Annotated in this window: 23 protein-coding genes; 8 read left to right on the plus strand and 15 right to left on the minus strand. The window is 70.8% G+C overall.

Features of this window, described 5'->3' with window-relative positions:
* Nucleotides 1-33: 33 nt before the first annotated feature.
* The 4 genes from WMF39_RS45755 to WMF39_RS45770 form a co-directional block, all read right to left on the minus strand.
* Nucleotides 34-1,503, minus strand: a complete 1,470-nt coding sequence (locus WMF39_RS45755) for a hypothetical protein (RefSeq protein ID WP_437742716.1) — start codon at nt 1,501-1,503, stop codon at nt 34-36.
* A 170-nt stretch (nt 1,504-1,673) separates the two neighbouring features.
* Entirely contained in the window at nt 1,674-2,759 is a 1,086-nt protein-coding gene (locus tag WMF39_RS45760; RefSeq protein ID WP_437742717.1) for a glycosyl hydrolase, read from the minus strand.
* A 234-nt stretch (nt 2,760-2,993) separates the two neighbouring features.
* A complete protein-coding gene (locus WMF39_RS45765; protein ID WP_437742718.1) occupies nt 2,994-3,656 on the minus strand; it encodes a hypothetical protein in 663 nt (220 codons plus the stop codon).
* 209 nt (nt 3,657-3,865) lie between these two features.
* Complete coding sequence (locus tag WMF39_RS45770; protein ID WP_437742719.1) at nt 3,866-4,657, minus strand: hypothetical protein; 792 nt, start codon at nt 4,655-4,657, stop codon at nt 3,866-3,868.
* A gap of 1,241 nt (nt 4,658-5,898) precedes the next feature.
* Between WMF39_RS45770 and WMF39_RS45775 the strand changes: the two genes are divergently transcribed.
* The 3 genes from WMF39_RS45775 to WMF39_RS45785 all read left to right on the plus strand — a co-directional run bounded on the left by WMF39_RS45775 (nt 5,899) and on the right by WMF39_RS45785 (nt 8,076).
* On the plus strand, nt 5,899-6,306 hold the full coding sequence (locus tag WMF39_RS45775) for a hypothetical protein (protein WP_437742720.1): 408 nt from the start codon (nt 5,899-5,901) through the stop codon (nt 6,304-6,306).
* Nucleotides 6,307-6,574: 268 nt separating this feature from the next.
* Complete coding sequence (locus WMF39_RS45780; protein WP_437742721.1) at nt 6,575-7,099, plus strand: hypothetical protein; 525 nt, start codon at nt 6,575-6,577, stop codon at nt 7,097-7,099.
* The gene (locus WMF39_RS45785) at nt 7,096-8,076 is read left to right on the plus strand and encodes an HTTM domain-containing protein (protein ID WP_437742722.1); all 981 of its coding nucleotides are present in this window, start codon (nt 7,096-7,098) and stop codon (nt 8,074-8,076) included. Before WMF39_RS45780 ends, WMF39_RS45785 begins: the two co-directional genes overlap by 4 nt.
* An 85-nt stretch (nt 8,077-8,161) precedes the next feature.
* Here the strand turns inward: WMF39_RS45785 and WMF39_RS45790 are convergent, their stop codons facing one another.
* From WMF39_RS45790 to WMF39_RS45800, 3 genes are all read right to left on the minus strand, one after another.
* Nucleotides 8,162-9,499 (minus strand): serpin family protein, encoded by a 1,338-nt coding sequence (locus WMF39_RS45790; protein WP_437742723.1) that lies wholly within the window; start codon nt 9,497-9,499, stop codon nt 8,162-8,164.
* A gap of 205 nt (nt 9,500-9,704) precedes the next feature.
* On the minus strand, nt 9,705-9,902 hold the full coding sequence (locus tag WMF39_RS45795) for a hypothetical protein (protein WP_437742724.1): 198 nt from the start codon (nt 9,900-9,902) through the stop codon (nt 9,705-9,707).
* 34 nt (nt 9,903-9,936) lie between these two features.
* The gene (locus tag WMF39_RS45800; RefSeq protein WP_437742725.1) at nt 9,937-10,944 is read right to left on the minus strand and encodes a LysR family transcriptional regulator; all 1,008 of its coding nucleotides are present in this window, start codon (nt 10,942-10,944) and stop codon (nt 9,937-9,939) included.
* A gap of 68 nt (nt 10,945-11,012) precedes the next feature.
* On the opposite strand from WMF39_RS45800, the gene WMF39_RS45805 reads away from it, so the two are divergent.
* On the plus strand, nt 11,013-11,627 hold the full coding sequence (locus WMF39_RS45805) for an NAD(P)H-dependent oxidoreductase (RefSeq protein ID WP_437742726.1): 615 nt from the start codon (nt 11,013-11,015) through the stop codon (nt 11,625-11,627).
* A gap of 676 nt (nt 11,628-12,303) precedes the next feature.
* Here WMF39_RS45805 and WMF39_RS45810 read toward each other — a convergent pair.
* From WMF39_RS45810 to WMF39_RS45830, 5 genes are all read right to left on the minus strand, one after another.
* Nucleotides 12,304-13,611 carry a P1 family peptidase gene (locus WMF39_RS45810; RefSeq protein WP_437742727.1) on the minus strand — a complete coding sequence of 436 codons (1,308 nt, stop codon included), beginning with the start codon at nt 13,609-13,611 and terminating at the stop codon, nt 12,304-12,306.
* 94 nt (nt 13,612-13,705) lie between these two features.
* Nucleotides 13,706-15,175 (minus strand): hypothetical protein, encoded by a 1,470-nt coding sequence (locus WMF39_RS45815; protein WP_437742728.1) that lies wholly within the window; start codon nt 15,173-15,175, stop codon nt 13,706-13,708.
* Nucleotides 15,176-15,227: 52 nt separating this feature from the next.
* Entirely contained in the window at nt 15,228-16,523 is a 1,296-nt protein-coding gene (locus tag WMF39_RS45820) for a KGGVGR-motif variant AAA ATPase (protein WP_437742729.1), read from the minus strand.
* A complete protein-coding gene (locus tag WMF39_RS45825) occupies nt 16,520-16,936 on the minus strand; it encodes a hypothetical protein (protein ID WP_437742730.1) in 417 nt (138 codons plus the stop codon). Before WMF39_RS45825 ends, WMF39_RS45820 begins: the two co-directional genes overlap by 4 nt.
* A gap of 338 nt (nt 16,937-17,274) precedes the next feature.
* On the minus strand, nt 17,275-17,724 hold the full coding sequence (locus WMF39_RS45830) for a hypothetical protein (protein WP_437742731.1): 450 nt from the start codon (nt 17,722-17,724) through the stop codon (nt 17,275-17,277).
* A gap of 337 nt (nt 17,725-18,061) precedes the next feature.
* Between WMF39_RS45830 and WMF39_RS45835 the strand changes: the two genes are divergently transcribed.
* Nucleotides 18,062-18,310: a hypothetical protein gene (locus WMF39_RS45835; protein WP_437742732.1), complete on the plus strand. Its 249-nt coding sequence runs from the start codon at nt 18,062-18,064 to the stop codon at nt 18,308-18,310.
* 4 nt (nt 18,311-18,314) lie between these two features.
* On the opposite strand, the gene WMF39_RS45840 is transcribed toward WMF39_RS45835, so the two are convergent.
* From WMF39_RS45840 to WMF39_RS45850, 3 genes are all read right to left on the minus strand, one after another.
* Nucleotides 18,315-18,725, minus strand: coding sequence for a response regulator (locus WMF39_RS45840; protein ID WP_437742733.1), 411 nt, complete (start codon nt 18,723-18,725; stop codon nt 18,315-18,317).
* A 228-nt stretch (nt 18,726-18,953) separates the two neighbouring features.
* Nucleotides 18,954-20,126, minus strand: coding sequence for a hypothetical protein (locus WMF39_RS45845; protein WP_437742734.1), 1,173 nt, complete (start codon nt 20,124-20,126; stop codon nt 18,954-18,956).
* Nucleotides 20,127-20,142: 16 nt separating this feature from the next.
* On the minus strand, nt 20,143-20,364 hold the full coding sequence (locus tag WMF39_RS45850) for a DUF350 domain-containing protein (RefSeq protein WP_437742735.1): 222 nt from the start codon (nt 20,362-20,364) through the stop codon (nt 20,143-20,145).
* A gap of 185 nt (nt 20,365-20,549) precedes the next feature.
* Between WMF39_RS45850 and WMF39_RS45855 the strand changes: the two genes are divergently transcribed.
* Genes WMF39_RS45855 through WMF39_RS45865 form a run of 3 tightly spaced genes read left to right on the plus strand, consistent with a single transcriptional unit; the run spans nt 20,550 to nt 25,164 of the window.
* Nucleotides 20,550-22,433 (plus strand): insulinase family protein, encoded by a 1,884-nt coding sequence (locus tag WMF39_RS45855; RefSeq protein WP_437742736.1) that lies wholly within the window; start codon nt 20,550-20,552, stop codon nt 22,431-22,433.
* 35 nt (nt 22,434-22,468) lie between these two features.
* Complete coding sequence (locus WMF39_RS45860; protein WP_437742737.1) at nt 22,469-24,133, plus strand: M16 family metallopeptidase; 1,665 nt, start codon at nt 22,469-22,471, stop codon at nt 24,131-24,133.
* On the plus strand, nt 24,130-25,164 hold the full coding sequence (locus WMF39_RS45865; protein ID WP_437742738.1) for a hypothetical protein: 1,035 nt from the start codon (nt 24,130-24,132) through the stop codon (nt 25,162-25,164). Before WMF39_RS45860 ends, WMF39_RS45865 begins: the two co-directional genes overlap by 4 nt.
* The last annotated feature ends 4 nt before the right edge of the window (nt 25,165-25,168 follow it).

Here is a 25,168-nt window from a genome sequence, read left to right on the forward strand (position 1 = left end):
CCAAGTTTCGGAGGCCGGCGGACGCGTGCCGCGTCACTGAGGGATCACGTCCTCGGTCTCGCAGACGGGCGCGCCGGCGGCGAACCCCTCGGCGCAACCCAGGCGCACCGCGCGCAGCTGCGAGGCGGACGAGCTCGACGGCCGCTCCGCCCACGCGATCAAGAGCCCGCGACCGCCCTGCGCGAGCATCGACAGGCTGCCTTCCACCTTCCCTCCCGGGAAAAGGGTGGTCATCCAGGTCAACGTGCCCTCCGCGTCGAGGCGGCGGAGCACGATCCGGTCCTTGCCGCGCGTGTTCGTCTCGACGACCGCGACCACCAGGTCTCCGTCCACCTGCTCGGCGGCCAGCGATTCCGCGACGGGCGTGGAGCATGAGGGGACGGTGGTGGGGGGCAGCGCGATCCCGCCCGACGGGGTCATGCGCGCGACGCGCAGCGCGCCCGGCGCGTCCTCGAGCGGCGCGAGGGTCCAGGCGAGCCACGCGCCGTCCGGGCGGGGGGCCATGCGGAGGCGCGCGACCGGCGCGGCCTCGTGGATTGCCTCCTTCGAGGCCATCGCGCTGCCATTGTAGCCGATGCTGATGCCGTCTGCGGAGTACCGCCCCAGGTAAATGGTCGTCGCCGGTCCGACGCCCGGAAACCTGACGTCGCAGAGGGGCCCCTTGGGCTTCCAATCGGTGGGCGCGCCCAGCGCGGCGCCGAAGAGCCAGTAGTGCAGCACCCATCCCGTATCGTCTTCATCCACTCGCTTCCACCATGCCGCATCGAAGGCGATGGGCGTTGTTGCGCACCCGACGTGCATCCCGCCCATCGAGTGGCCCACCCCTTCCGACACGGTGCCGACCACCATCCAGTACCGCGGGCCGGGCTCGTGGAGCTCGGTGATCGCGAGCTGTTCCGCCCCTGAGGAACGAAACGACACCATGCGTTCGCCGTAGTGCGTGCCGACGTGCTGCGACCATGAAGAGAAGGGCTCGTTGCCCTCGCTCCAGGCGCGCGCGGTCCTGAAAAAGCCGCCTGGCGGCAGGGGATCCGGGAAGGGGGTCGTATAGCGCTCTCGGTAAACGACCACGGACTCGAAGTTGTCATCCTCGTCGAGCGGATAGAGCTGTGCCACCGCGAAGGCCTCGCCCGGGATGGCCTGGTGTTTTGCGTCCAGCACCAGCGCCGGCTCGCTGAAGGCGGGCGGCTGCGCCGACCAGGGATCCAGGGTGACGCGCTGGAGTACCCGATCCCCCGTCGGGGTCGCCGCCGAGGTGTAGAGATAGACCGGCGCGTCCTTGGCCCCGAGGACCCACTGAGGATCGAGCAGGTCCGTGCCCGGCAGCGCGAGGCTCAGCGAGGGCCCCGCGGCCGCGAGGGCGCCGCAGGCGGCTGCCTCGCCGGCGTCGGAGGCCACGGGCGGTTCCTCCACCGGGAGCGCGCCGGGCAGCTCGTCTGGAACCGCCGAGCACGCCGCGAGCGCAGGGAGAGCGAAGGGCGCCAGCCATGTCCTACATCGCATCCGGTACCTCCGAGGTGATGGTCGAGGCTGTGTGGCCGCACCTCGTCGCCGCCATCACCCGTTCTTCGGGACCGGGAGGGCGCTCTGGCCCCACGGCCGGGCGGCGTCCGGGGCGCAGGGCCGCTTCACCCCGTACTCCGGCCGCTCCGCCGCGCGCGGTCGCGCTGTGGTCAGAGCCCCGCGGCGAGGAACCGGGCGAGGAAGCCGCGGGTGCCGGCGTTGCCGAGGGAGTTGCACACCGGCGAGGCGGCGCCGATCGGGCAGTCGACGTCGCGGTCGTAGGACCAGTAGTGGACGCCGGCGAGGCCCTGGGACCTGGCGAAGGCGGCGGTCTCGTCGACGTCGGTCAGCGTGTAGAGCTCGCCCTGGACGTCGTTGCCGCCGAGCATCGGGGTGAGCTCGATGTTGGCGTAGGGCACGCCGAAGTGATCGTGCAGGTTGTACGCGGCCTGGATCGCCGACTGGCCCATGTCGCACTGGCCGCCGGAGACGACGCACGCGCCGGGACCGGGCGAGCCGTAGTTCATGGTCATCAGGTTGACGGTGACGTAGCTGGGCCAGGTCGCCGCGCTGCCGTCGAAGCCGAAGACGTCAGCGACCGCGGCCATGGCGGTGTCGCCGACGACGTTGAGGCTCGAGCCGATGTTGCTGCCGAGGGAGCGCGCGGTCGACGCGCCCTCGTTGCTGGCGAGGGTCGCCAGGGTCAGGCTGAAGCGCAGGTTCGGGTACGCGGCGTGCGCGGTCCCGAGGCGCTGCACCAGCGCCGCGATCACCTGGGGCGACTGGCTGGCCTCGATGTCGAGGTCGACGCCGATGAGGCGCGGTCCGGCCCAGCGATCGAGGAAGGCCGCAAAGCCGGCGTCGGAGCCGCAGGTGAACGAGCCCGCCGCGCCGCCGGTCGACAGGATGTAGCCGACGCCGGCGGCCTCGAGCACCGGGACGTTGGCGGCGGCCATCGCCGCGCCGGGCACGTCGCCCCAGCGCTCGTTGCCGCACTCGCCGGTGGCGAAGGCCAGGCTGACGACGTTGCCGCCGGCGGCGCTGAGGTCGTCGGCGAACACGGTCTGGGTCCCCGACACTTTCGTGGAGATCACGCTGGTGTCCCAGTTCATGTGGACGCTGGTGTCCTTGTAGGGGCCGAACAGGAGCGCGCCGTTCCCATCGCCGCCGCCGCCGTTGCCGGTGTCGTCGCCGCCGCACGCGGAGGCGAAGCTCGCCGCGGCGAGCAGGGAGAGGAGGAGGGTGCAGCTCTTCATCGGGTCCTCGTGAAGGGGCTTCGGGTTCGAGCCCAGGTTTGTACGAGGATAGAGCTCTGCCCCCGCGCGGGAGGGGCATGCGGCAGAGGACGACGCTGACGACGCGCCACCCTCGCTCAGAGTATCGAGCTCCAGTAGGCTGGTGCGCGCGCCGCAAGCCAGGAGCGCAAAGGCGGGGACGAGGGCGAGCGCGCCGCGCCGAGGTCCGCGACGAGCGCCGGCGAGCTGTTCGATCTATGGGAACACCGCCTCGACCTCGGCCGACTCGGGGTAGGTGAACGTGACGGTCTCTTCAATCGGCGTCGATCCGTCGTACGCGTATGCCTTGAGCGTATAGCTGCCCGGCGCGGCGTCTACGGGCCGCGCGCACATCGCGGGGCACAGCTCGCCCGCCTGAGCCGCGGGGCACCCCGCCTCCATGGCGTCGACGCTCTCGAAGATGACGCCGTTCCAGGTGAACGTCACCTCGCCTTGAGGCGGGAGCGGCTTATAGCCAGCGTCGAGGCAATCTGCGGGGCAGATCGGGTTCCCGTCGTCGCACAGCGGCCTCGCCAGGTTCTTCGGGGCCTCGGCGCCGCTCGACGAGGTCACGATCCACGTCGAGATGCACTGGGTGTCGCCGACCAGGAGCTCGGTCGCCCCTGTGTTTCGGAAGCGGATCGTCACGGGCGTGGCCGTCCCCGAAACGCCGGGCTCGCACGCGCTCGATCCCCCTCCGCCCGCGCCTCCGACACCGCCTTGCCCGCCCGCGCCTCCGACACCGCCTTGCCCGCCCGCGCCTCCGACACCGCCTTGCCCGCCCGCGCCTCCAGCGTTGCTGCTCGTTTGCCCCTCGTCGCCGCACGCGGCGAGGCCGAGGACGCTCGCGGCGATGCAACCCATCGCCAACGTTCGCATCTGTGCAAGTCCATTCACGGGCCTGAGACACTCCAATTCCCTGCGCATGATCGTTCGCCTCCTCGCGATGCACTTCGGCTTGCCACCAGGCATGCCACTGGGACGGTCATTCAAGAAAACCAGCGCTGGTCGACGCGGCTTGGTCGGAGGGCGCGGATTCTCGTGTGGCGGACGCGGGCGCGGTTCGGCCGCGGGCCGCGCGACGTGGATCAAGGGCCGACGTCCACGGCCTCGCGGCCGTAGCCCCAGGAGCAGAGCGCGCGGTCGCCGGAGAGCGTCGCGTGGTACACATGCCCCGGGAGCTCGCTCTTCTTCTCGAACGAAAGCGCGGTGAGATCGGTCGCGTCGAGGACGGAGAGCGTGGACAGGTAGTTGTCGACGACGAGGAGGCGCGCTCCGTCCGCGAGGAGCAGCGAGCCAGAGCCATGGCTGAAACCCGCGACCTCTTGCGTCGCGGTCTTCAGGCTGCCCTCCTGCAGCCCGCCGGCCACGAGGATCGAGGACCTTCCGCCGTGGGCGGCGCCCTCCACCGACAGGAAGGCGCGGCCCTCGCCGGCGAGCGCCTTCATGACCGCCACGGCGTCGTCCACTGGACTCTCATCCAGGAGTCGCGCGCTCGTGTCGCCGAGATCGAGGAGCTTGAGCGTCCTCCGCGTGCCCCTGCACACGCCCGGACCGGCGTCATCGCCGGCGGCTGCCGGCGTGAACGCCGCGTTCGACGCGAAGCCGTGAGCACACGCCTCCCTCCCCGCCACCGGCGTCTCGACGGTCTCGTAATCCGTCGTGAGCAGCCTGCTCGACGCGCCATCGAACGCGAGCAGCGAGCCGGGCACGTTGACCGGCGCCCGCACCACCGGCGCGGACGGGTCCGCGACGTCGATGCGATCGAGATAGAAGCGCGCCCTGGAGGGATCGTCGGGCAGCGGCGTCCAGCGCGAGACGAGCACCGTGGTACCGTCGAGCTGAAGGCCCGCGCGGCCGGCGCCGTCCGGGAGCTCCACCGAGCTGTGCCGCGGGTTCAGCGGGTCGGAGAGGTAGTCCGACCGATGCAGTGGTCGCAGCGAGGACGATCCAGCTGGCGCAGGCGCTGAACGGGATGGACACGGTTACCTCTCCTTGACAGCAAGACGCAGGACGCAGCGCCTGTGCAAAGCGCAGCGATCTCGTCGCGCGCTGGCACAATCAGCAAGCGGCGGGCCAGGCGCATTCACGAGACTTGCGCGTGATTTCGGTGATGTGAGCGCATCATGTGCCACGGCGCACGCGGGATTCCCGCCGCAGCAATGGCCCATGTCGGCACAGCAGTACATCCTTTCCTGCGAACCGCCCCCTGATTTGCCGGCGCTTCGCATGGGGTGCAGACACTCCATGATACCGGACAGGTGGGTACTTCGGCGGGGGAATGGTTCATGCGGACCGTGAAGGTTCCGCCTGCGATGACGTTGCCTTCAGGGTCGCCGGTGCAGACCAGGCTCCAATCGTCCTCGGGGCTGCCGAACGTCTTGTTCCAGAGGTGGTGCCTGCCGCGTCGAGCTTCATGACGTACAGGCCGTGATCGCAAGGGAAAACGACGCCGTTGTGGGATATGGGAGAGGCGATCGGCTCCGGCGCAGATGGCGTCGTGGAGGCGGTGGAAGGGGGGGGGCACGTTCGTCCCCGGCTTCGAGGTGGGGGATGGCGACGACCTTGCCCGCGTCGCGGGCGCGGGCGACGTCCTTCGCGGGGAGGACGAATGCTTGAACTGCTTCATCTGCCGCGGCTGCCGCGTCACACGCCAAATTCAAGCCGTCTCGCCAGGACCTCCGCATGTTCCTGAACATGGTCTCCCAAGATCCTAGAACACCGATCGCGTTGAAACCCGGAGAATTTTCACGGGGAGGCGGGGAGGGAGAAAAAATGAATCTCTCCCTCCCGCCGCCTCTCGCTCCCCGCCTCTCCGCCTCCCTGTGAAATTCATGCTTTTCTCGAGGTTTCAACCCGTTTGTCGCATCTAGATGCTCCCTGCTGCGGTAGGTTCTTGACTGCCATGAATGGCTGTCATGCCGCGGATGCTCCAGCGCCGCAGCGCGCTGCTCACGCATCGCGCACCTTCACCTGGCCAGCCCACATTTCAGGGATGATTGGTGCGCTGCGATCAGCAGCCTGCCACCTGCCGCACCGGTCGAACTCGGCTCGTTTCCTGCATCGTCATGGGCGCAACGTCGCGCCCACGGGCGCAACCGAAGAGGGAAGGAGCCGACAAATGAACCATGTGAAAATTCTTGGCCTCATCGCCGTCTGCGCAGGAGTGTGCGGGATCTCTGCGCTTGCTTCTGCGGCGAATACGGTGCCGATCGACAACCTGAACCTCGTCGAGGAGACATCAACGCCACCGTCACCCGACAGCGTGCGTTACAACTACCGGCCGGCTGTCGGCGGCTACCGGCCGGCTGTCGGCGGCTATCGGCCGGCTGTCGGCGGCTATCGGCCGGCTGTCGGCGGCTACCGGCCGGCTGTCGGCGGCTACCGGCCGGCTGTCGGCGGCTACCGGCCGGCTGTCGGCGGCTACCGGCCGGCTGTCGGCGGCTACCGGCCGGCTGTCGGCGGCTACCGGCCGGCTGTCGGCTACTATCGGCCGGCTACTGGCTACTATCGGCCCTATTGGCGCTAGGACAGGGTTGGGCCCTGCCGTGATGGGCACGGAGTTGGGCGCGGCCATCACGGAATGCCGGGTCCGCTTTGCCGAGCGCGAAGTCGAACATTACGGGCGATCGCGCTGAGACATCGCACGTCAAGCGTCGCCATCCGGCCGCGGCCTGCGCTGCGGCCGAATGACGACGCGTTGGAAACGTGGGTGGCGAAAGCGGGTGGCACGCCGCGCGCAATACGGCTCCACAGGGGTGAGCTCCATGGACGGAACAGGAAACATAGGAAAGCGCGTGCTCTTCGTGCTTCCCGCCGCGGCGATCCACCTCGGGCTGGTGATCGTGCTGGGGGTGCTGCATGTGCGCTTGCCGTACGGGGGCTGGGCGGAGCGTGCGGTGGGCTATTATGGCGCGCTCTCCGGGGCCAGCAGCGCGTATTCCTTCTTTGCTCCGAGCGTCGGGCCCCTGCCCTGGGCCACCTTCCAGGTCAGGGATCGCGCGGGAACGCTGACGACCGAGGTGCTGGAGACAGGCGCGAGCCGCGAAGCGGACCTCCGCGTCAAGAATATCATCGGCATGTACTGGGATGAGCAGGACCCGGCCGCGAGGCGCTCCCTGATTGCGTCCTGGGTAGCGAAGGTGTTCGCCAGGCACCCAGAGGCGGACAACGTTGTTGTCCGAATCGAAAGCTACGACCTGCCCTCGATGGCGGAGTATCGCGCGGGCAAACAGCCGCGGTGGTATGTCGAATATCAGGCCAAGTTCACCCTGAAGACGCAGCTCGCTACCGGCGAGATCAACAAAGAGGCGACGCCATGAGGCAGCGGACCCATACCCTGCTCCTGCCGAAGGCTAGAGAGGCAGCTGCGCGCCTGTGGGGCTCGATGGGGCGATTCGCGTTCGCACCCGCGTCGGCCCGGCCCCTGGCAGCGCTCCGGATAGGGCTCGCGTCGGTTCTCTTGATGCAGGCAGCGCTGATCGCGCCCATCGCTTCCGAGCTGTACTCGCGTTCGGGCATCGTGCAGGGACAGCTCCTCGACGGGGCCGGCGCGATCGGTTTCCCCCGGATCGGCCACCTCGTGAACGCATTTTCGCGCTTCGGGGTCGGTGAGAGCTCGGTGATCGCTGGCGTGGGTGTGCTCTACGCGCTGTCGCTGGTTGGCCTCCTGCTCGGCTGGAGGACGAGGTTCTCCGCGGCGTGCACATGGCTCGTGCATTTCACGTTGATGATGACCGCGGAGAGGACGAACTACGGAGCAGATCAGTTCGCGAACATCTTCCTGTTTTACCTCGTCTTCATGCCTTCTGGCGCTGTGCTGTCGCTCGATCGTGCCTTTGGGCGAGCGCCGCCTGAGCCGAGCGCGACAGCGCGCCTCGCGCTGCGGGTGGTGCAGCTGCACCTTTGTCTCGTCTACCTCTCGAGTGGTGTGGAGAAGGCATTGGGCCCAGCGTGGTGGGACGGCGACGCGATGTGGCATTCGCTCATGCTGCCCGAGTACCGGCGGTTCGATTTTTCGTGGCTCGCGCACCACGCCTGGATCGCAGTGGCCGCGGGGTGGCTCGTGCTGCTCGTGGAGATCGGGTACCCGTTCTTCATCTGGCCACGTCGGACCCGGCGGCTCTGGGTGGCGGCCACGGTCGGATTGCACGTCGGGATCGCCGTCTTCATGAGGCTCGATGTCTTCGGTGCCATCATGTCGGTGTTCACCATCGCCGCGTTTGGCGTGAAGGCGGACCCTCGACAGGCGCGAGCGCCCTCTGCTGTGGCACGCTGCGCTCAGCGTGGCGAGGCCTGACATTGTCAGTACAGGCGCTCTGCCACGTACATCGGCGCACGCATGGGGATGCGTCCGCGTCCGTCGCAGAACCGGGCGCAGCGGGTCAGCTCGCGCTGGGGTCGGCGACGCGGCCGACGAACAGGATGCTGCCCGTCGCGTTGTCGCGGATGAGGAACAGGAAGGGATTCACGAGCGCGAGCGACGCCGGCTGGGGCGCCGACTCGTCGCCGACGATGACCGCGGTCGCCGCCGCTGCCTCGGTGCCGGCCTCGTTCACGCCGACGAACGCCTTGTGGATGACGTCCTGGATGAAGGGCCGTCCGCTGGAGTTGATGCCGGTGAAGTCCGCGACCCCGGACTTGAACGCGATCTCCATCCCCATCGCCTCCAGCGTCTTCTTGAGGCTCAGCTCGTATTCGAATTTGAACTTGGGCATCGTGGTGTCGACCAGGTGCTCGCTCATCGCGGAGGCGATGCCGTCGACCTTCGCCGCGTCGAGCGACGCCTCGAACGCGTCGAGCGTGCCCTTCGCCGGCAGGACGATCACCATCGACAGCTCGTCCCCGTCGTAGGGCATCGCGATCGCCTGGTAGCCGTCGCCCTCGGCGTAGGGCATCTCCAGGTTGCCGTGCATCAGGGGCACCGTTACCTCGGTCCCATCGGCCGTCTCGAACGGGCCGTCCTCGGTCTCGGTGGGCTCGAACGGGGTGCGCCACGCCGCGTTGAAGTAGATGGCGTTCGTGAGGACCAGCACCGTCTCGGTGGTGATCGCCTCGACGGGCACCAGCTTTTCGATCTTGCCCTCGGTCTGGTCGCTGACCCAGCCGTTGATGAGATCGACCGATTCCTGCGGGAAGTCCCAGAAGTTCACGACGTGCATTCCAGCGCCGTAGTGCAGCCCGAGCGTGTCCAGGAAGGGCGCCTCGAACGAGTAGCCGATCTGCCCCCAGAGCGCGTTCATGACGTTGAGGCGAAAGCCCTCTCCGTCGGCGCCCTGGGCGCCCTGACCGCGGCTCTCGAGCTCCTGGTCGATCCAGTTGAACGCCGGATGGAGCTTGTCCTGCCCGAGGTCGAAGCGCAGCGTGTCGGCCATGGCCGTCTCGGTCTCGCCCTTCGCGCCGGCCCACGTCATCGCGAGCGCCGTCGAGATGCTGTAGGGCGAGTAGAAGACGTTGCCCGGCTCCTGGCGGAGCTGCTGGTAGAGGTCGAGCGCGAACGCGGAGTTGCCCGAGACGAGCGCGGTCTTGTCCTCCGGAGGGACGTCCGGGCTCGAGATGCGCTGCTTGTCCGAGGCGACCACGCAGAAGGGCTTGTCGGCGTCGCTGCAATCCTCGCCGTCGGGGTCGGGGTACGTGTTGGGATCGGTGGACGTCTCGCAACCGAGGATCGCGGTCAGAGACAGGACGAAGAAGGGAGCGCAGGTTCGGAGGGTTGGCTGCATGCCGCCCCGTCCAGCATCGGCCGTGCCGCGCCGGCTCCGATCGCGGGCTCGTCTATTTCCGAGGCGGAACGCGCGGAGCGACCGAGCCGCTGCGCGCGGGGTGCCCCCGAACCCTGACATCTGGCGAGAAACTGGCCCGTTCTGGCACAAGAGGCCCCGTCAGCGCCCGGAGCCGGCTCGCGCACCAGAAACCTCGCAAGGCGCCTCAGCGCGCCGCCAGCATCCAGGCCGGCGCCCACCAGGTGCGATGGATCAGCCGGCGGTCGACGCGCGCGAAGCCGGCCTCGCGCAGCTGCGCTGCCCAGTCGTCGATGGGGTGCTCGAACGTGGTGCGGGTGGCGCCGCGGTCCACATAACCGAAGAGCACCGGCATCAGGAAGCCCTGCGCGACCCTTTCTTCCACGGGTTCTCGACGCCGAAGCTCGTCTACGGACAGGCTACCTGGCGGGCGGGTCTCTGCTCGCATCCGGCTCATGCCCTGACGGCCGAAGCCGCAATCGCTGCTGAGGATCAGCCGAGCGCCCGCGCGCCCGCGCGCGTCGCGGCGAGCTCAAGAACTGGAGATGCTCTTCGAGGGCGCCCCACACGGCGGCGATGCGCGGCACCTGGCGCAGGCCGCGCGGCGTGACGAGCCAGAGCTCGAGCACCGGGCCTGCGGGCAGGCCCAGATCGAGCTCCACCAGGTCGTCGTCCAGATCGAGCGCGCTGCACGGCAAGACCGCGGCGCCGAGCCCCGCGCGCACGGCCTCGATCTGGGCGATGTAGCTGCTCACGATGAGCTTCGGTGCCTTTTTTACATGCCGCTTCTGGTAGTCGTCCTCGACGGTGGGGGTGCGGCCCAGATCGACGCCGACCCAGTCGAGCTCGTCGCGGCCCTTCTTCGAGAGCCTGCGGTGGGCGATAGGCACCGTCGGCAGGGTGACGATCCGCGCGGCCACCAGATCACCGCTCTTCGGCCGGAAGAAACGCACGGCGATCTCGGCCTCACGATGGCCCAGATCGGCCACCTCGTAGCTCGTCAGCAGGTGGAGCGAGACGCGCGGGTGCCTCTCGGCGAGCGCCGGGAGCACGCGCGGGATGACGCCGTGTACGGCGATCGACTCCGTGAGCGCCAGTCGGACCATCCCCTCGGCCGCTCTCTCGTGGCCGCTGGCCTCGCGCACGAACTGGTCGGCGCCGGCCTCCATCGACTCGACGTGGCGGCGGAGCTGCTCGCCGAGCGGGGTGAGCATCGAGCCTCCCGGCAGCCGATCGAAGACCGCCACCCGGAGCGTTCGTTCGAAGGTCGCCATGCGCCGGCTCACCGTCGATTGCTCGATGCCGAGCTTGCGGCCGGCGGCCGAGAAGCTGCCGGCGCGCGCCACCTCCAGGAAGAGGCGCAGATCGGCCCAATCCAGGTCGGCGAGCGGCCTGCCCGCGGGCGGCGGCGCGGGAGAGCGTGCCATGCACCCACGCATGGCACACCTGCGCAGAACCGTCTACCCAGACGCTGCTGCATGGCCAAGATCGACGCATGCACCTCGTCATCCAAGGTCACCCAGCCCCCGACAGCCTGAGCGACGCGCTCGCTCGAGCCTACGCCAGCGGCCTCGACAGAGGCGGAGCCCGCGTCGAGCTCCTGGCCCTGCGCTCGCTCGCCTTCGATCCGCACCTGCGCGCTGGCTTCAGCGGCCAGCAGGAGCTCGAGCCCGATCTTCGCCAGGCGCAGGCCACCATCGAGCGCGCGAGCCACGTGGCCTGGTTCTTCCCCACCTGGTGGGCAGGGCCACCCGCGCTGGTCAAGGGCTTCATCGATCGCACCTTCTTGCCAGGATGGTCGTTCGCTTATCGAAAGCGGAGCGCGCTGCCCGAGGGGCTGCTCGCCGGCCGCAGCGCGCGCGTCGTGACCACGATGGATAGCCCGGGCTTTTGGTACCGATTCTGGCACTGGCGCTCCGTTCATACCTCGTTCATCAACGCGACATTGCGCTTCGTCGGCTTTGGGCCCGTCCGCGAGACCACCTTCTTCGATCAGAAGACGCGGACCCCCGAGCAACGAGCGGCCTGGCTCCGGGAGATGGAGCGCATCGGCGAGCGGGATGCGCGGCAATTCCCCGCCAGATCCTCCCGCACGCTGGCTGTGGCGTGAAGGGGGCTCCTTCCATGGGTGGACGATCGGTCGAGATAGCGTCGCTTTTCAGGAGCGGGGCAGATCGCATAAGGAATCTTCTATCGCTCCTTAACGACCGCCCATAACGACCGCCCATCCGGATCGTGCCCGGAGTGACGGCGCAGATTGCGGGCAAACCCCGACTGGGCCCGCGAAGAGGTACGCGGCGCCAGCTCACGGGGCGGGCCCAATGTCTGTCCCACCTGGCGTCATCTACAAAAACCGTTTCTACTCGCGCCGCTGATGACGCAGTTCAGGCCGGGGCGGCAGGGTCCAAAGTCCACGCCACAAGCGTTGCCGACATCACCGGGAGCCACGCACCAGCCGTTCCTGGCGTGGTTCGGCTTCAGGCAGTGCAGGCCGGAGCGGCAGGGGCCAAAGTCCACGCCACACGCGTTGCCGACGTCGCCCGACGCCAACCTAGCATCGTTGATAATCTCTCCTCGAGCCGACCTGCTCGTCATCACAGAATGAGACCCACACCTCGCGACGAGCAGGGTCAGCGGCGCGAACCAGCATTGACAGCTTGCGTTCATGACGAACTAACCCAGGTCTTGCGCTTGAGCCAGGTGCCAGACTGGGCCCGGTCGAGCTGCGTCAACTGACCAAGCATCGGCCGATCCAGCGAGCTGATGCACATGCTGGTGTGCGAGCGCTACTCGCTCTGCGGGGGTGTCCCGTGGAGCATCCGTCGTTTCGTGATGCCGGTCGGGTCGAGCCTCCCGTACCGCTCCATCGCTTCGCGGAGCCGATCGAGCGGGATGGCGTGGGCGACGTGGTCGTCCTGTCCGAACGTCGTCGTCGCCATGGTCATCGCGTTGAGAATGGCCTCTTCCACCGCCTCTTCGGCGCCCTGGAACATCGGGTTCAGACGCGCGTCGTCCACCTCGCGGAGGCTCCGTGTCAGCCCCTCCGGCTTGGACGGTACCCGGTTGCCCGTCGCGAAGGCCAGAAATAGGTCCCCGCTTCCATCGCGCGAAATCGTTCCTGTGCGCCCCACCGCGAGCGCGATGCGCCGCGCCACCCGCTCGAGCTGCCGCGCGGACAGGGGCGCGTCGATCGCGACCACGGCGAGCAGCGAGCCTTCGCCGTGGACATCCGGCACGGGCAAGAGATCGCGGATCTCCTGCCCCACCGGCACCCCGTCGACCCGGAGCTCGCCGCGCGCCCCGAAGTTCGCCTGCACGATGGCGCCCACCGTGAACCCGCCCGCGGCTTCCGGCAGGACGCGCGACGCCGTACCGATACCACACTTGAAATCGTAGCAGATCATCCCCGTCCCGCCGCCGACCGCCCCTTCTTCGACAGGGCCATCCGCGGCGCGCTCCGCCGCCTCGATGACGTCCTCCGCCGACACGTGCAGGCCACGGATGTCGTTGAGCGCGCTGTCGTCGCACTCGCCGACGATCGGTGTCACCGTGGGCTCGTCCACGCCGATGGCCGGATAGCGTCGGAGCATGTACTGGATCGCTCCGTCGAGCGCGCGGCCCACGGCGAGGGTGTTGGTGAAGACGATGGGCGTCTCGAGGACGCCGAACTCCCTCACATAATGGAGGCCGGTCATCTCCCCATTCCCGTTCAGGACGAAGCTCGCGGCGGGGACCTTGTTGTGCCAGAAATCATCGGACGTCGGCAGGATGACGGTCACGCCCGTGCGCACCGGCCCCTTGCCCGGGTCGAGCCGGCCGGCGCCGCGGTGGTGGGTGACGTGCCCGACGCGCACGCCGGGGACATCGGTGATCGCGTTCAACTTCCCGGTCGGCAGGCGGCCGATCACGATGCCGAGATCCCGCGCGCGCCGGCGCGTCGCACCGACGGGCGGCGCGGGCAGCGCACCAGCGCTCGCAGCGGGAGGGGAAGGCCGAGCGCGAGGGCCGGCGCACGCGAGGAGGGAGGGCAGGAACAGGAAGAAGAGGAGCGCTGCGGCGAGCGCGGCGCTGGAGACAAGGGGAGGGCGACGCATCGGCGGGAGAATATCCGACGGCGTCGTCCGCGTGGTGAAGCTCGGCGGTCAGCGGTCGTTCTGGGCGATAGCTTCCCATCGCGAACTGGCAAGCTCACCCATCCGCAGACCCGGTGCGTCGCGGGGGTTTGACCCCGCCCTTGCGCTTGATCCCCGCCTCGACTCGAAAGATGTCTGGCACGTTGATCTTGCCGCTGGATCGAATCTCGAGGACGCCGATCGTCTGGAGCGCGTCGACCAATGCCTTCTCGGGGTTTACGCCTGGATCGGCGAGCTGGACGGGGGCAAGACCGAGCGCCGTGGTCGCCGGCTGGGCGAGGAGCGTCTGCGCGGTGCCGCGTTTGCGCCAGAGCGACTCGAGGAACTCCTGCTCCATCGGGACCATCTGGCCACGGAGAGGCTCCAGGACCGTCCTGACCCAGCGGTACTCCTCTCCGAGCTCCGTGAGGCGGTCCTCGGAAGCCTTGCGCACGCCCTCCAGGAGACCGAGGTGGTCCACCGCGCGCCCCACCGGCGGCGCCCCGTGGTGCGCTGCCTCGCGCCAGGCGGTGAGGAACGTACGAGGAGACGTCTGGCCCCTGGCATCCGACAGATGATTGGGAAGCCAGGTGAAGACGAACCCACGCTTCTTGTCCGCGCCCATGAATTCGCCGGCAATGGAGTCGACGATCCGCTTCTGTTCCACGTCGGCGGGCAAGAGGCCAACGGGGGAAGTTGCCTTCAGACGCTCGACGAGCCGGGAAAAAGCCTCGCCTGAATGCGGCGAGCGGGACAGGCGATTGAACAGGAGGCCGTAGAGATCGCTTGTCGTCCAGTCGAGATCCACGCGGGTATTCCGGATCTTGGACGCGTCGGGGAAGTCGAAGAGAGCCTGATCTGAGAACTGGTCGAGCCTCATGAAAAGCTTGAGGCGAATGGATCGAAATGACCGGGCGGCGAGCGCTCTGCGTAGAAGTCCGCGAGTCAGCTCGCGCGTCATCGACCAGTCTTTCCCCAGACGATCGAGCGCGTCGAACACCACGAGCAGCTTTCGGCCGGTCGCCGCGAGCTGCGCGTCCGCGGCGGTAACCAGGTGGCCATACCGCTCGGCATCCGCCTCGACCCAACTCACTAGGTCGATGAAGCTGGCGGGGAGCTCGTGATCCGTGAAACCAACGGCTGCACGAGCGATCACGGCTCGCCAGACGCTCTCGGAGTCGCGATGATCGCGGGCCATCTGCCGGACGATATCGAGCGATGGCGCCACCCTGCCGGTTTGCTCCGAGGCATTGAAGCCAATCTCGACAGAGGTCCGGTAGAGGTCCGGCTGACGGAACCTCTGCGCCGCCTCTTCGCGGATCTCCTTCTGAGCCAGGGCGTGTGCCCAGAAGCTCTTCCCCATACCCCGGTTGCCAACCACCAGGGTGCGCTCGGGGTCGAGCGCGCTCCGGTGCCCGCTCACGACGTAGACCAAGCCCGGGTCGACGGGCTGGCCAGGCGCGTGATTGTCCGCGCGCGGCAGCTCTGCGAGCCCTTGGCGGATGCTGTTGAAGTCGACGCTGGCGGTGGGCTGCTCGGCGATCATGTGCTGGAGGACACGGGCGATGTTTGCGGTTCGAGCTCCGGCGGGTGGTGGTTCATGGACCCAGCAGGCGATCCACCGCGGTGAGGAAGGCGCCGAAGGTGGCTTCGTAGTAACTACGTGTCAGCTCGGTCGGCTTCTTGGCCGGATCCCAGTGGACGAAGCGGGCATCGAAGGGAATGGCAATCGGGTAGTGTGGGGCTTGGGGGTCATTCACGTCGAAGTTGAAGCCGTCCAGGCCATCGATCTCCTCATAGAGGTACTCTGTGAACAGGTTCCACATCTCGTCGGTGAACGTCGTATTCACCTCGTCGGAGAGGGGCGCTTTCGCGTGGACCATGCGCAGTTGCCGCCACGGTGAGCCTCCCTCCGGCGTCGGGAGCGTCGCGAGATGCGCGAAGAGATATCGGTAGTCGTCGATGGTTTGACGCTGCGCTGTGCCGAACAGGAAGACCGTCGCGCCGAGACCGAGGAGCGGGCCCGCCGAGAGCTCTGCCATACCGGCGCGAGCGTCCACGAGCACGAGATCGTACGGACGGCGGCCGACCACTCGGCGGATCATCCCTCGGGTCTTGTCTCGCAGTGAGACTGAGCCGCCGCCGGGCTCGACGTCTTCGAGCATGGCCCGGGAGAGCTTGGCCAGGAAGTTCTCCGGATGCTTCTCGGAGGAGGTCCCGCTCACTGGCATGACATCCACGAGGCCGGCTCCACTGGTCAGCGCGCTCGTTCCCACGAAGTCAGCCAGCTCGGTCTCGTCGAAGCCGCCGAGGCCGCTCTCCGCGAGATAATCGAGCGCGCCGAAAGCCGGCCTGCGGTCCGGGTCGAGGAGGATCGACCCGATGCCGGGGGCTTCGAGGTCCATGTCGATCACCAGGACGTTCCGGCCCTTGCGGGCCTGCTCTGCGGCCACGACGGATAGGGTTGTGGAGCGGCCGACGCCTCCCTTGAGGCTGGCAAATACGAACTGCGGCGGCGCCGGTGCTTCGGGCTCGGGACCGCGCACCCAGTCTGCCCCGACGATCCTGCGATCAAGATACCGGACGGTCCGGTCGCCGACCCGGACCGCGCAGGTACCGGGGTCTTCGAGGATGCGCGCGGCGCCGGGCGACTGCCGATCGGCGACAACACGGTCCGGTCGTGCGTACGGACCGAGCGCCTTCCGGAGCGCATCGGTGAGCGCGGCCAGGCTCTCCGGCGTGAGCTCTCCGTCGACGAAGAAGGTCAGCCGCCCCGACGCTTCCCGCAACACGACCCCGCCTTCGAGGGAGCTCCGGCCAAGGTGGGCCTCGACCTCGTCGACGAGGACGGGAAGGCTGTCATCGAAGTGAACGGTCAGCTTCTCCGTTTTCATGGGGTTTCCATCGCCTGCCTGAGCCGCTCTGCCTGCTCCCGCCATCGCTCGACATGGCGCGGCAGGATCTCCTTGCCTGGGGCGTACCGCATTGTCGTGTCCCAGTCCTGCATGAGCTGACCGTCCTCGGCATACTTTCGCAGTTCACCGGACCGACGGCCGCGAGCGCAGTCACGGAGCAGGGTCTTCAGCTCCGGAAAATGCGCGTAAAAGGGGTCATCTCGGCGCTGGTTGGGCGGGAGCGGGTGCATCCCGGAGTCGCGCATCATCTCCTTCAACGCGCATTCGGCAGCGATGCCGTAAAGGTAACCCGCGACGTCCGGCCTCGCGCTCCGCGGTTCAGGCCGGTTGAGCAGGTTGGCTGCTTCAAGGTGACGGCGGCAGGAGTTCGGGAGATCCAGCGAGTAGGGCATGATGGCGCTCGTGACGGCCCGTGGAGCATACCGTCGGGGGCCATCCTACCACATCGAACGCGTAAGCGGCGCGCCTTCTAGGCGCGTCAGCGCCGGTGTCGCGCGCTTCAGCACCCGCGCTCCGCCCCGCCGTACCGACGTGCGGAGCCAGGTACGCAGATCCTGCTCGGCCGCGACGGTGGTGCAATCGGCCATCCCCTGCGTGAGCTGGCTTGTGTGGCAGCAGAGAAGTTTGGCGTCCTTGCCGTACACCAGAGGGTGGGAGGCAAATGCACAACGGTTGGAGCAAGGAGTGCCACCGTGGAGATGCAACAAGCGATAACGAGAGCGAGCCCAGGTCAGATGATCAGGAGGATATCCAGCTCGCTCTCCTTCGCCTGCGCGCCCCCCGCCCCCGGCGCGCCCCCCGCGGGCACGTGAGGCGCGTTGACCGGCGCCAGCCGGAGCGCGCCGAGCGGCCGCGGCCCCGAGCTCTCCGGCGGAGGCCCGCCGGCGTCGGCCGCGCCGCGGGCGGCCTCGCCGTGCGCGCGCTGCGCGCAGCCGGCGATCGCGGCGCGCACCGCGCAGAAGACGCGATCCGTGTCGAGCCCCCCGGGCTCCTGAGCCGCCCTGGCAAGGCTCTCGTCGATGCAGGCGGCGCACGGGGCGGAGGTGGCCGCGAGCCGCACCACCAGCGTCGCCTCCAGGCGACCTAGCTCTACCATGTTGAATGGCACCGTGAGCGCCTTGCCGCGGCCCCGGCCGACATCGACGCTGACGAGGAGGGTATCGCCGTCACGTATCACCATGGTTTCCCGGGGAGGGCGGCCACTTACGCGCTCTGGCGCAGACTCACGAAGACTTGTGTTGACAAGGATCCACAGGCGATCGGAGCTCGCCTGTCCGCTCTTCTCCGCAGCGTCGCTGGTGCGGCCTTCTGCCATTCTCACGCCCTCCGAGGAGGCGAACCTACAGCCGTTGGAGGCGGACGGCGATGGCCCTTCCGGACAGACAATGTCCGGACGGGCGCGTCCGCCGAGGACGCCGCCGCGCCCGTCGAGCGCGGCGGACACGGAGGTCCTCGCTGCGTCCGTTGCGCCGTCCGGCGCGAGGCGGTAAGCACAGCCGGCGAGCGGAGGGCGGAGCGTGGATGAGCCGGAGCGGCGCGACGAGGACCCGGACCAGGGCGCGGGCGAGGCCGGGAGCGAGCGCGCGTCGCTCGGCATCCTGTTCCTCGCCGCGGCGTTCGCGCTCGCGCTCCTGCTGACCGTCGTGGCGCTGCTCGCGTTCGCGGCGATGAGCCCGCGGTCGCCGTCGCCTGTCGAGGTCGGCGCGCTGGTCGGCGCTCCGGTCGACGCTCTGGTCAACGCTCTGGGAGCGCCGCGCTCGACCTGAGCGGCTAACCGCAGGTCTTCTGGACCACGCCGAGCAGCGCGCTGAAGTCGACGGGCTTCTTCAGGTAGGCCGTGCCCTCGGGCGGGCCGTCGTGGCCGGAGACGATGGTCACCGGGATCGCCGCGAGGGCGTGCACCTGCTTCAGCGCGGCGAGCATCTCCTCGCCGGTCATGATCGGCATCATGAGATCGAGCAGGATGAGCCCGGGCGGCGGGTCCGCCTGGTGCAGGAGATCGAGCGCCTCCCTGCCGTTGCTGGCGCAGTAGACATCGTAGCCCGACGACTCGAGCATCTCGCGGAGCATCTCGCGGAGCTCGGCGTCGTCGTCGACCAGGAGGACGGGGGCGCGCGGGTTCGGGGGAATCGGCGTCACGCGCGGCCCGTTGAGCCCGTCGGTTGGCCGGGGTTCACTCATCGCTGTTACCTCTTCCAGACGGCGCAAGCATGCAGGAGCGATAGCAGGCGAGCACCGCGCACGCATTGCATGCCCTCAACATCGTCGGATCTTCTCCGGACATGGTTCCGGGCTACGCGGGGGCGGCGCCGATCCGCGCCGAGCAGCGGGCGAGGGGCGTGGCGGGAGCACGGGCACCGCGAGCGAAGCCATGCGAAGCGCCGAGGGTTACGGGAGTTGCGCCGCGGGTCAAGCCTCTCCGCTCTCGCCCTGCTCGCCCTCCGGCGTTCCGGGCCGGAACCCGAGCGCGCGCGCCTGGGCAGGGCGGGTGTGGCGACGGCGCCAGACCACGGCGTCGAGCATGTAATGGGTCGCCTGCGGCAGCGCGAGCAGCGGCACGAGCAGCGCCCGCGCGCGCGGCCCGAGGAGCGGCTCGTCCCCTGTCCGCGCGCCGCCGAAGAGCTCCGGCCGGTCGTGCCAGACGAGCCGGTCCCAGAGCATCTCCTCGACGAACGCGAGCGCCAGCGCGACCCCGAGGAAGGCGAGCAGCCCGGCGGCGAGGACCCGCGCGAGCAGCGAGCGCGGCGCCTCGCGGGCCCGCTCCCGGGCGTACGCGAAGACGAGCGCCATGTACGGGACCCCGTGGACGATCACGTTGGTGACCGTGAACTGGAAGTCGCTGTCGGTCGCGACGATGCCGACGTACCACGTCGCCGCGGTCGTCCCGACGACGACGTGCTTGCCGAGGTTGAGCGGCGCGCGGTCGACGCAGGCCCGCTGGATCGCGCGGGCGACGTACGCGGCGGCGAGCGCGGCGTACACCGCGCCGAGCGGGCCCACCGCGGCGGCGAGCCAGGGCGCGCTCACGAAATCGCCGTCCACGAACCACTGGAACGCGCGCGGTTGGTGAGCGTGCGCGTGCCAGTAAAGGAGCGGCCACCCCGTCGCCGCGTAGACGAGCGCGTCGTCGAGGAGGCGATCGAGGCGCGAGCGCTCGCCCGCGAGCGCGCGGTAGATCGCGACCCACCCGACCTGCTGGCGGACGAAGTGGATCACGGCCACGTAGGCGAGCGCGCGCCAGAAGGTGAGCTCGGAGGCGAGGTGGAGCGCGACGCCGGCGGCGTAACAGGCGAGCGGCACGCCGGCGTAGAGCGCGGGGTGGCGGCGGAGCTCCTCCGGGTCGAGGTACGTGCGGAAGAGCGTCGTGTGCACGTGCGCCACGTCGACGCCGACCACGAAGAGCAGGAAGCCCCAGGCCGGGAGCGCGCCCCCCGTCGAGAGCGCGGCGAGGGCGAGGGCGACCGCCGCGGAGCCGCCGAACACAGCGAGGTCGACGCGGCGGCTCCACATGAAGCCGCCGCGGGCCGCGCCGCGGGGCCCGGCCGGCAGCGCGCCGAGGAGGTCGGGCCCGGCCGAGGCCAACGCCGAGACCCGCGCGTCAGCCGTGGATGGCCGCGGAGATGATCCAGGCGAGGCCCAGGATCACCGAGCCGATCACGATCGCGAGCGCCGTGTTCTGGTCGTCCTCGATCTCCTTGCGGATGGAGAAGGGGGTGAGCTTCGTGATCAGCACGAACGCCAGCAGGAAGACGATCAGCCCGACGGCGACGAAGACGAGCGTTCCGACCACGGCTTTGATCAAATTTTGAACGTCGGGCATCGGCGGTTCTCTCTGGGCGTGGGGCGGCGCGGGGCGGCGCGCGGCGCGCGCTCGTGACGTCTTGGGCTCGGGGCGTGAGCCTACGCGAGTCGGCCGGCAGGGTGAAGCGCGGTCGCTGCGCCGCGTCGCTCCTCGACGCGCGCGCCCGGGCGGCGACGTGCTATCGCCGTGCGGTGTCCACGACCGTGAGCCGAACCCTGCCCCGCCGCGCCCTCACGGCCGCGCTCGCGGCGCTCGGCCTGCTCTGCGCAGGCGCGCCCCACCTCGCCGCGGCAGCGCCTCCGTCCGGCAAGGCGGCGGGCGTACCGGCCAGCAAGGCGGCGCGCGTGCCCGCCGGCAAGGCGGCGCGCGTGCCCGCCGGCAAGGCGGCGCGCGGCGGGGGCGCGCCGATCGGGAAGGTGGCGCACACGGCGGGGGCGCCGAGGAGCGCCGCGGCGGCTCCGGCGGAAGCGCCGCTCGATCTCGCGCTGCCCGTCGAGCGGATCAAGCTGAAGAACGGGATGCGCGTGGTGCTGAGCCCCGACGAGAGCTCGCCCACGGTCGCGGTGGCCGTGACGTACGACGCGGGCTCGCGCGACGAGCCGAGCGGTAGGAGCGGCGTGGCGCGCCTCGTGATGGACACGATGGCCCGGAGCAGCCGCAGCCTGCCGGCGGGCGAGCCCCAGCGCCTCGTGGCCGAGCGCGGCGGCGAGCTCCACGCCGAGGCGGACGTCGATCGCACCACCTTCACGGCGGCGCTGCCCGCGAACGAGCTCGCGCTGGCGCTGTGGCTCGAGGCCGATCGCATGAGGGCGCCCGCGCCGAGCGGAGAGGGCTTCGAGGCGCAGCGCAGGGGCGCGCTCGAGCGCCGCGGCGCGGTCCTCGGCGCCGCCCACGGCCAGGGCGCGATCCGGCTCCGCGAGCTGGTCTTCCAGGGGTACTGGCCCCACGAGCACCCGGCGCTCGGCGAGGCGGACGACCTCGCGGGCGCCGAGCTCTCGTGGGCCCGCGACTTCCACGCGGCCCACTACGGCCCGAACAGGGCGGTGCTCGCGATCGCCGGCGGCTTCGACGCGGGCGCGGCGATGGCGCTCGTGCACGAGTACTTCGACGGCATCCCCGCCGTCTCCGCCGCGCCCTTCAAGGACGTGCCGTTCCCCGAGCAGACGAGCCAGCGCACCGGCGTCGTGAGGGACAGCGCCGCCCGCGCGCCGTCGATCCTCTACGGGTGGGCCGTGCCGCCGCCCGAGCACCCGGATCACCACGCGCTCGCGCTCGCGGCCTCCCTGCTCGGGCGCGGCGAGAGCTCGCGGCTCCCGGCTCTCCTCGTCGGGAACAAGGCGGTCGCGCGGTCGGTGCGGGTCGCGATCGACGGCCACCGCGGGCCCGATCTCTTCTCCATCGACGTGCGGCTCGCCGAGGACGCCCGGGTCGGCGACGTCGAGAGGCTGATCGAGGGCGAGATCCGGGCGCTCGCGACGGCGGGACCCTCGCAGGCCGAGCTGACGAGGGCGCGCCGGCTGCTCCAGTCGGCGTTCTTGGCGGGCCTCGCGGACGCGAGCGCGCGGGCGCGGGCGCTCGGCGAGCACGAGCTCCTCTTCGGGGACGCCGCCCACCTGAACGGGGAGCTCGCGCGCTACTTCGCGGTGACCCGGGAGGACGTGCAGCGCGCCGCGCGCGCCCACCTCGGCCCGACGCGCCGGACGATCGTCGAGACCTATCCCCCTGCGATGCCGGGAGCCGCCCCGCCGCCGCGCGCGTCGGCCGGCGCGCCGCGGGCCGGAGGCAGGGCGCGCGCCGCGGCGCCGGAGCAGGACGCTGAGGTGGCGGCGCCGGGCAAGGGCGCAGAGAAGGCGGCGCCTGGCAAGGGCGCGGGCAAGGCCGCGCCGAGCAAGAGAGCGGACAAGGCCGCGCCGAGCAAGAGAGCGGACAAGGCCGCGCCGGGCAAGGCCGCGCCGGGCAAGGCCGCGTCGGGCAAGGGCGCGGACAAGGCCGCGCCGGGCGAGCGCCCGGCGAAGGCGCACGGCGCGGCGAGCCGGCCCGCGCCGGATCCGGCGCCGACGAAGCCGGCGAAACCCACGAAGAAGTGACGCGAAGAGGCGAGCGACGGAGAACGCGTGACGCGATGAACGAGCGAAGCGAGCGACGCGACCTGCGCGGGCGACGGACAGCGCGCCCCTGGCTCTCCTGGACCGCGGCGCTCGCGGCCGCCGTGACGTGCGGCTGCGCTGCTGGGCGGGCGCCGCAGCCGCCCGCGCAGGCGGGCGCGCCGGCGAGGCCCGCGCCGGCGACGTCTGCGCCAGCGGCGCCGCCGGCCGAGGTCGCTCGCGGGGAGCAGCCGCCGCCGTCCGGCCCCGCGAAGCCCGCGCGCATGCCCGCGATCACCTGGGCCGAGCTCCCGAGCGGCCTCCGCGTCGCCACGGCGGTGAGCCGCGCGCTGCCGCTCGTGGAGGTCCGGGTGGTCATCCGCGGCGGCTCCGCGGCCGACGGCGAGCGCACCGGGCTCGCCGCGCTCACGGGCGAGCTCCTCCTGCGCGGGGGCGCGGGCGGGCTCCCCGGCCGCGAGCTGCTCGCGCGCGTCGAGTCGCTCGGCGCCTCCCTGCGGGTGGACACCGGCCTCGACGCGACCGTGATCGGGCTGCGCGCGCCCAGCGATCGCCTCGCGGAGGCGGCCCTGCTGCTCGGGCACGTCGTGCAGCGGCCGCGCCTCGACGCCGGGGAGCTCGCCAAGCTGAAGGCCCAGGCCGCCGAGGCGGCGAGGGAGCGCGCGCGCTCGGACGGCCGCTGGGGAGCGCTGATGGTCCTCTTCCGCGACCTCTACGCGCTCCCGACCGAGCTGCACCCCTACGCCTCGTTCGGCGCGACAGCGGCGGAGCTCCCGCGGATCACCGCCGCCGACTGCCGCGCGTTCCACGCGGCGTGGTACGTCCCGAAGAACACCGTGGTGGTGGTGGCGGGCGACACGACGCCCGAGGCCGCGCGCGCGGCCGTGGAGAAGGCCTTCACCGACCGCCGCGGCGCGGAGCCGCCGGCGCTCTCGTTCACCGATCCGGTGCCTCCGGCGTCGCTCAAGATCACGATCGTCGATCGCCCGAAGAGCGCGGAGAGCGAGCTCTTCCTCGGCGTGCTCGGCCCCGAGCGCAGCGCCTCGGAGTGGCCCGCGCTCGCGGTCGCGGGCGAGGTCCTCGGCGGCCCCTCCGGGCGCCTCTCGCAGGAGCTGCTCGCGCCGCGCGGGCCGGCGCGCGAGGTGTCCGCGGCGCCGCTCGACGTCGCGCACGGACCCGTCCCGCTCCTGGCTCACGTCCGCGTCCCTGCGGCGCGCACGGGCCTCGCCGCGCAGGCGATGCTCGAGCACGCGGAGCAGCTCGCGGCCGCGGCGCCCTCGCAGGAGGAGGTCGACGCCGCGGCGCGGCGGCTCACGGCCGGCCTCGGCCTCGGCCTCGGGACGGCCACCGGGCTCGCGGACGAGATCGCCGTCATGCAGGCGCTCGATCTGCCGGACGACCACCACGAGAGCTACCGCAAGGAGCTCCGGGACATCACGCCGGTCTTCGCCGGCAAGATCGCGCACGACAACGTGCGACCGGCGCACGCTGCGATCGTCGTGGTGGGCGACGCCCAGGCGATCGGCCCGATGCTGAGCCGCCTCGGGGACGTCAAGGTGGTCGACCCGACCCGCGCCTTCGAGCGGAAGCGCACGATCCCGCGGGACGCGAGCGCCTCGCCCGCCCCGTCGCAGGCCCCGGCGCCCGGCGCTGGCCGCGCGGCGCCGGCGGAGGAGCCGCAGTGACGGCCGTCGGGCGCCGCGGGGGCGCGCGCGCTCCGCGGGCGGCGGCGCGTGGTCTTGCGCCCGCGACGCGCGCCTTCGCGCTCGCGGCGGGGCTCGCGGCCGTGTCCTCCCCGGGCGCCGTGGGGGCGCAGCCGAAGCCTGCGCCGGCGGCCGCAGCGCCGGCGGCGTCGACGTCGGCGGCGGCACCCGCGCAGCTCGACGGCGCAACGTACGACTACGAGCACCCGTCTGCGCCGGCGAGCGGCGCCGCCGAGCAGGGCGCAGCGCAGGCCGGGGCTGCCGCGCCTCCGGTGCCGCCGGAGCGGCGCTGGCGGGGTCGCGCCTTCGTGCACCGCCTGGCGGCCGCCGAGCCCGCGCGGCCGCTGCCGATCCTCGTGTTCCTGCACGGCACCAACGAGGCGCGGATCGAGCACCGCTGGATGGGGGGCGGCCAGGAGGGCGACGTGCGCCGGATCGCGGCGCAGCTCATGGAGGCGGGCCAGATCCCGCCGATGCTGGTCGCCGCGCCGAGCGCCGTGCTCCCGGCGGCGGTCGCCGTCGCGCGGACGAGCTGGCCTGCCTTCGATCTGGACGCGTTCCTCGACGCCACGGCCGCGCGGCTGCGCGGCGTCGCGACCCTCGACCGCGCGCGCGTCGTCGTCGCGGGCCACTCCGGCGGCGGCTGCAACAAGGCGGGCGGCATCGCGACCGCTTTGAGCGCGTCCACCCCCGTGCACGCGGCGCTCGTGATCGACACGTGCATGGACGTCGACATCGCGCTCCCCCTCGCGCGCTCGCGCCCGACCACGCACGTCGTCGTGTCGTGGCAGACGATGACCTGGGCCAAGCGCCCCATCGCCGACTTCCGCCGCGCCTTCCAGCGCGGCGTCGAGGCGCACCCTGCGGCGCCGGGCGTCCTCCGCGAGCTCGAGCCGCTCGTCCCGACGGAGCCGATGCCCCACGACGCCATGGTGCCCCTGGTGCTGCGGCGCTGGCTGCCGCCGCTCCTCTCGCCGGACGCCGCGCCGAGCGTGCCCTGCGTCTCGCCGTGACCGT

The organism is Sorangium sp. So ce1504 (genome assembly GCF_051521635.1).
Classification (GTDB): Bacteria; Myxococcota_A; Polyangia; order Polyangiales; family Polyangiaceae; genus Sorangium; species Sorangium cellulosum_B.

Bases quoted from the DNA above. Each gene is read 5' to 3' on its own strand.
- WMF39_RS45805 (WP_437742726.1), top strand. From the start codon at position 11,013: ATGCACCTCGTCATCCAAGGTCACCCAGCCCCCGACAGCCTGAGCGAC.
- WMF39_RS45815 (WP_437742728.1), bottom strand. From the start codon at position 15,175: ATGATCGCCGAGCAGCCCACCGCCAGCGTCGACTTCAACAGCATCCGC.
- WMF39_RS45860 (WP_437742737.1), top strand. From the start codon at position 22,469: ATGAACGAGCGAAGCGAGCGACGCGACCTGCGCGGGCGACGGACAGCG.
- WMF39_RS45850 (WP_437742735.1), bottom strand. From the start codon at position 20,364: ATGCCCGACGTTCAAAATTTGATCAAAGCCGTGGTCGGAACGCTCGTC.
- WMF39_RS45760 (WP_437742717.1), bottom strand. From the start codon at position 2,759: ATGAAGAGCTGCACCCTCCTCCTCTCCCTGCTCGCCGCGGCGAGCTTC.
- WMF39_RS45825 (WP_437742730.1), bottom strand. From the start codon at position 16,936: ATGCCCTACTCGCTGGATCTCCCGAACTCCTGCCGCCGTCACCTTGAA.
- WMF39_RS45755 (WP_437742716.1), bottom strand. From the start codon at position 1,503: ATGCGATGTAGGACATGGCTGGCGCCCTTCGCTCTCCCTGCGCTCGCG.
- WMF39_RS45830 (WP_437742731.1), bottom strand. From the start codon at position 17,724: ATGGTGATACGTGACGGCGATACCCTCCTCGTCAGCGTCGATGTCGGC.
- WMF39_RS45820 (WP_437742729.1), bottom strand. From the start codon at position 16,523: ATGAAAACGGAGAAGCTGACCGTTCACTTCGATGACAGCCTTCCCGTC.
- WMF39_RS45790 (WP_437742723.1), bottom strand. From the start codon at position 9,499: ATGCAGCCAACCCTCCGAACCTGCGCTCCCTTCTTCGTCCTGTCTCTG.
- WMF39_RS45840 (WP_437742733.1), bottom strand. From the start codon at position 18,725: ATGAGTGAACCCCGGCCAACCGACGGGCTCAACGGGCCGCGCGTGACG.
- WMF39_RS45765 (WP_437742718.1), bottom strand. From the start codon at position 3,656: ATGCGAACGTTGGCGATGGGTTGCATCGCCGCGAGCGTCCTCGGCCTC.
- WMF39_RS45785 (WP_437742722.1), top strand. From the start codon at position 7,096: ATGAGGCAGCGGACCCATACCCTGCTCCTGCCGAAGGCTAGAGAGGCA.
- WMF39_RS45810 (WP_437742727.1), bottom strand. From the start codon at position 13,611: ATGCGTCGCCCTCCCCTTGTCTCCAGCGCCGCGCTCGCCGCAGCGCTC.
- WMF39_RS45775 (WP_437742720.1), top strand. From the start codon at position 5,899: ATGAACCATGTGAAAATTCTTGGCCTCATCGCCGTCTGCGCAGGAGTG.
- WMF39_RS45800 (WP_437742725.1), bottom strand. From the start codon at position 10,944: ATGGCACGCTCTCCCGCGCCGCCGCCCGCGGGCAGGCCGCTCGCCGAC.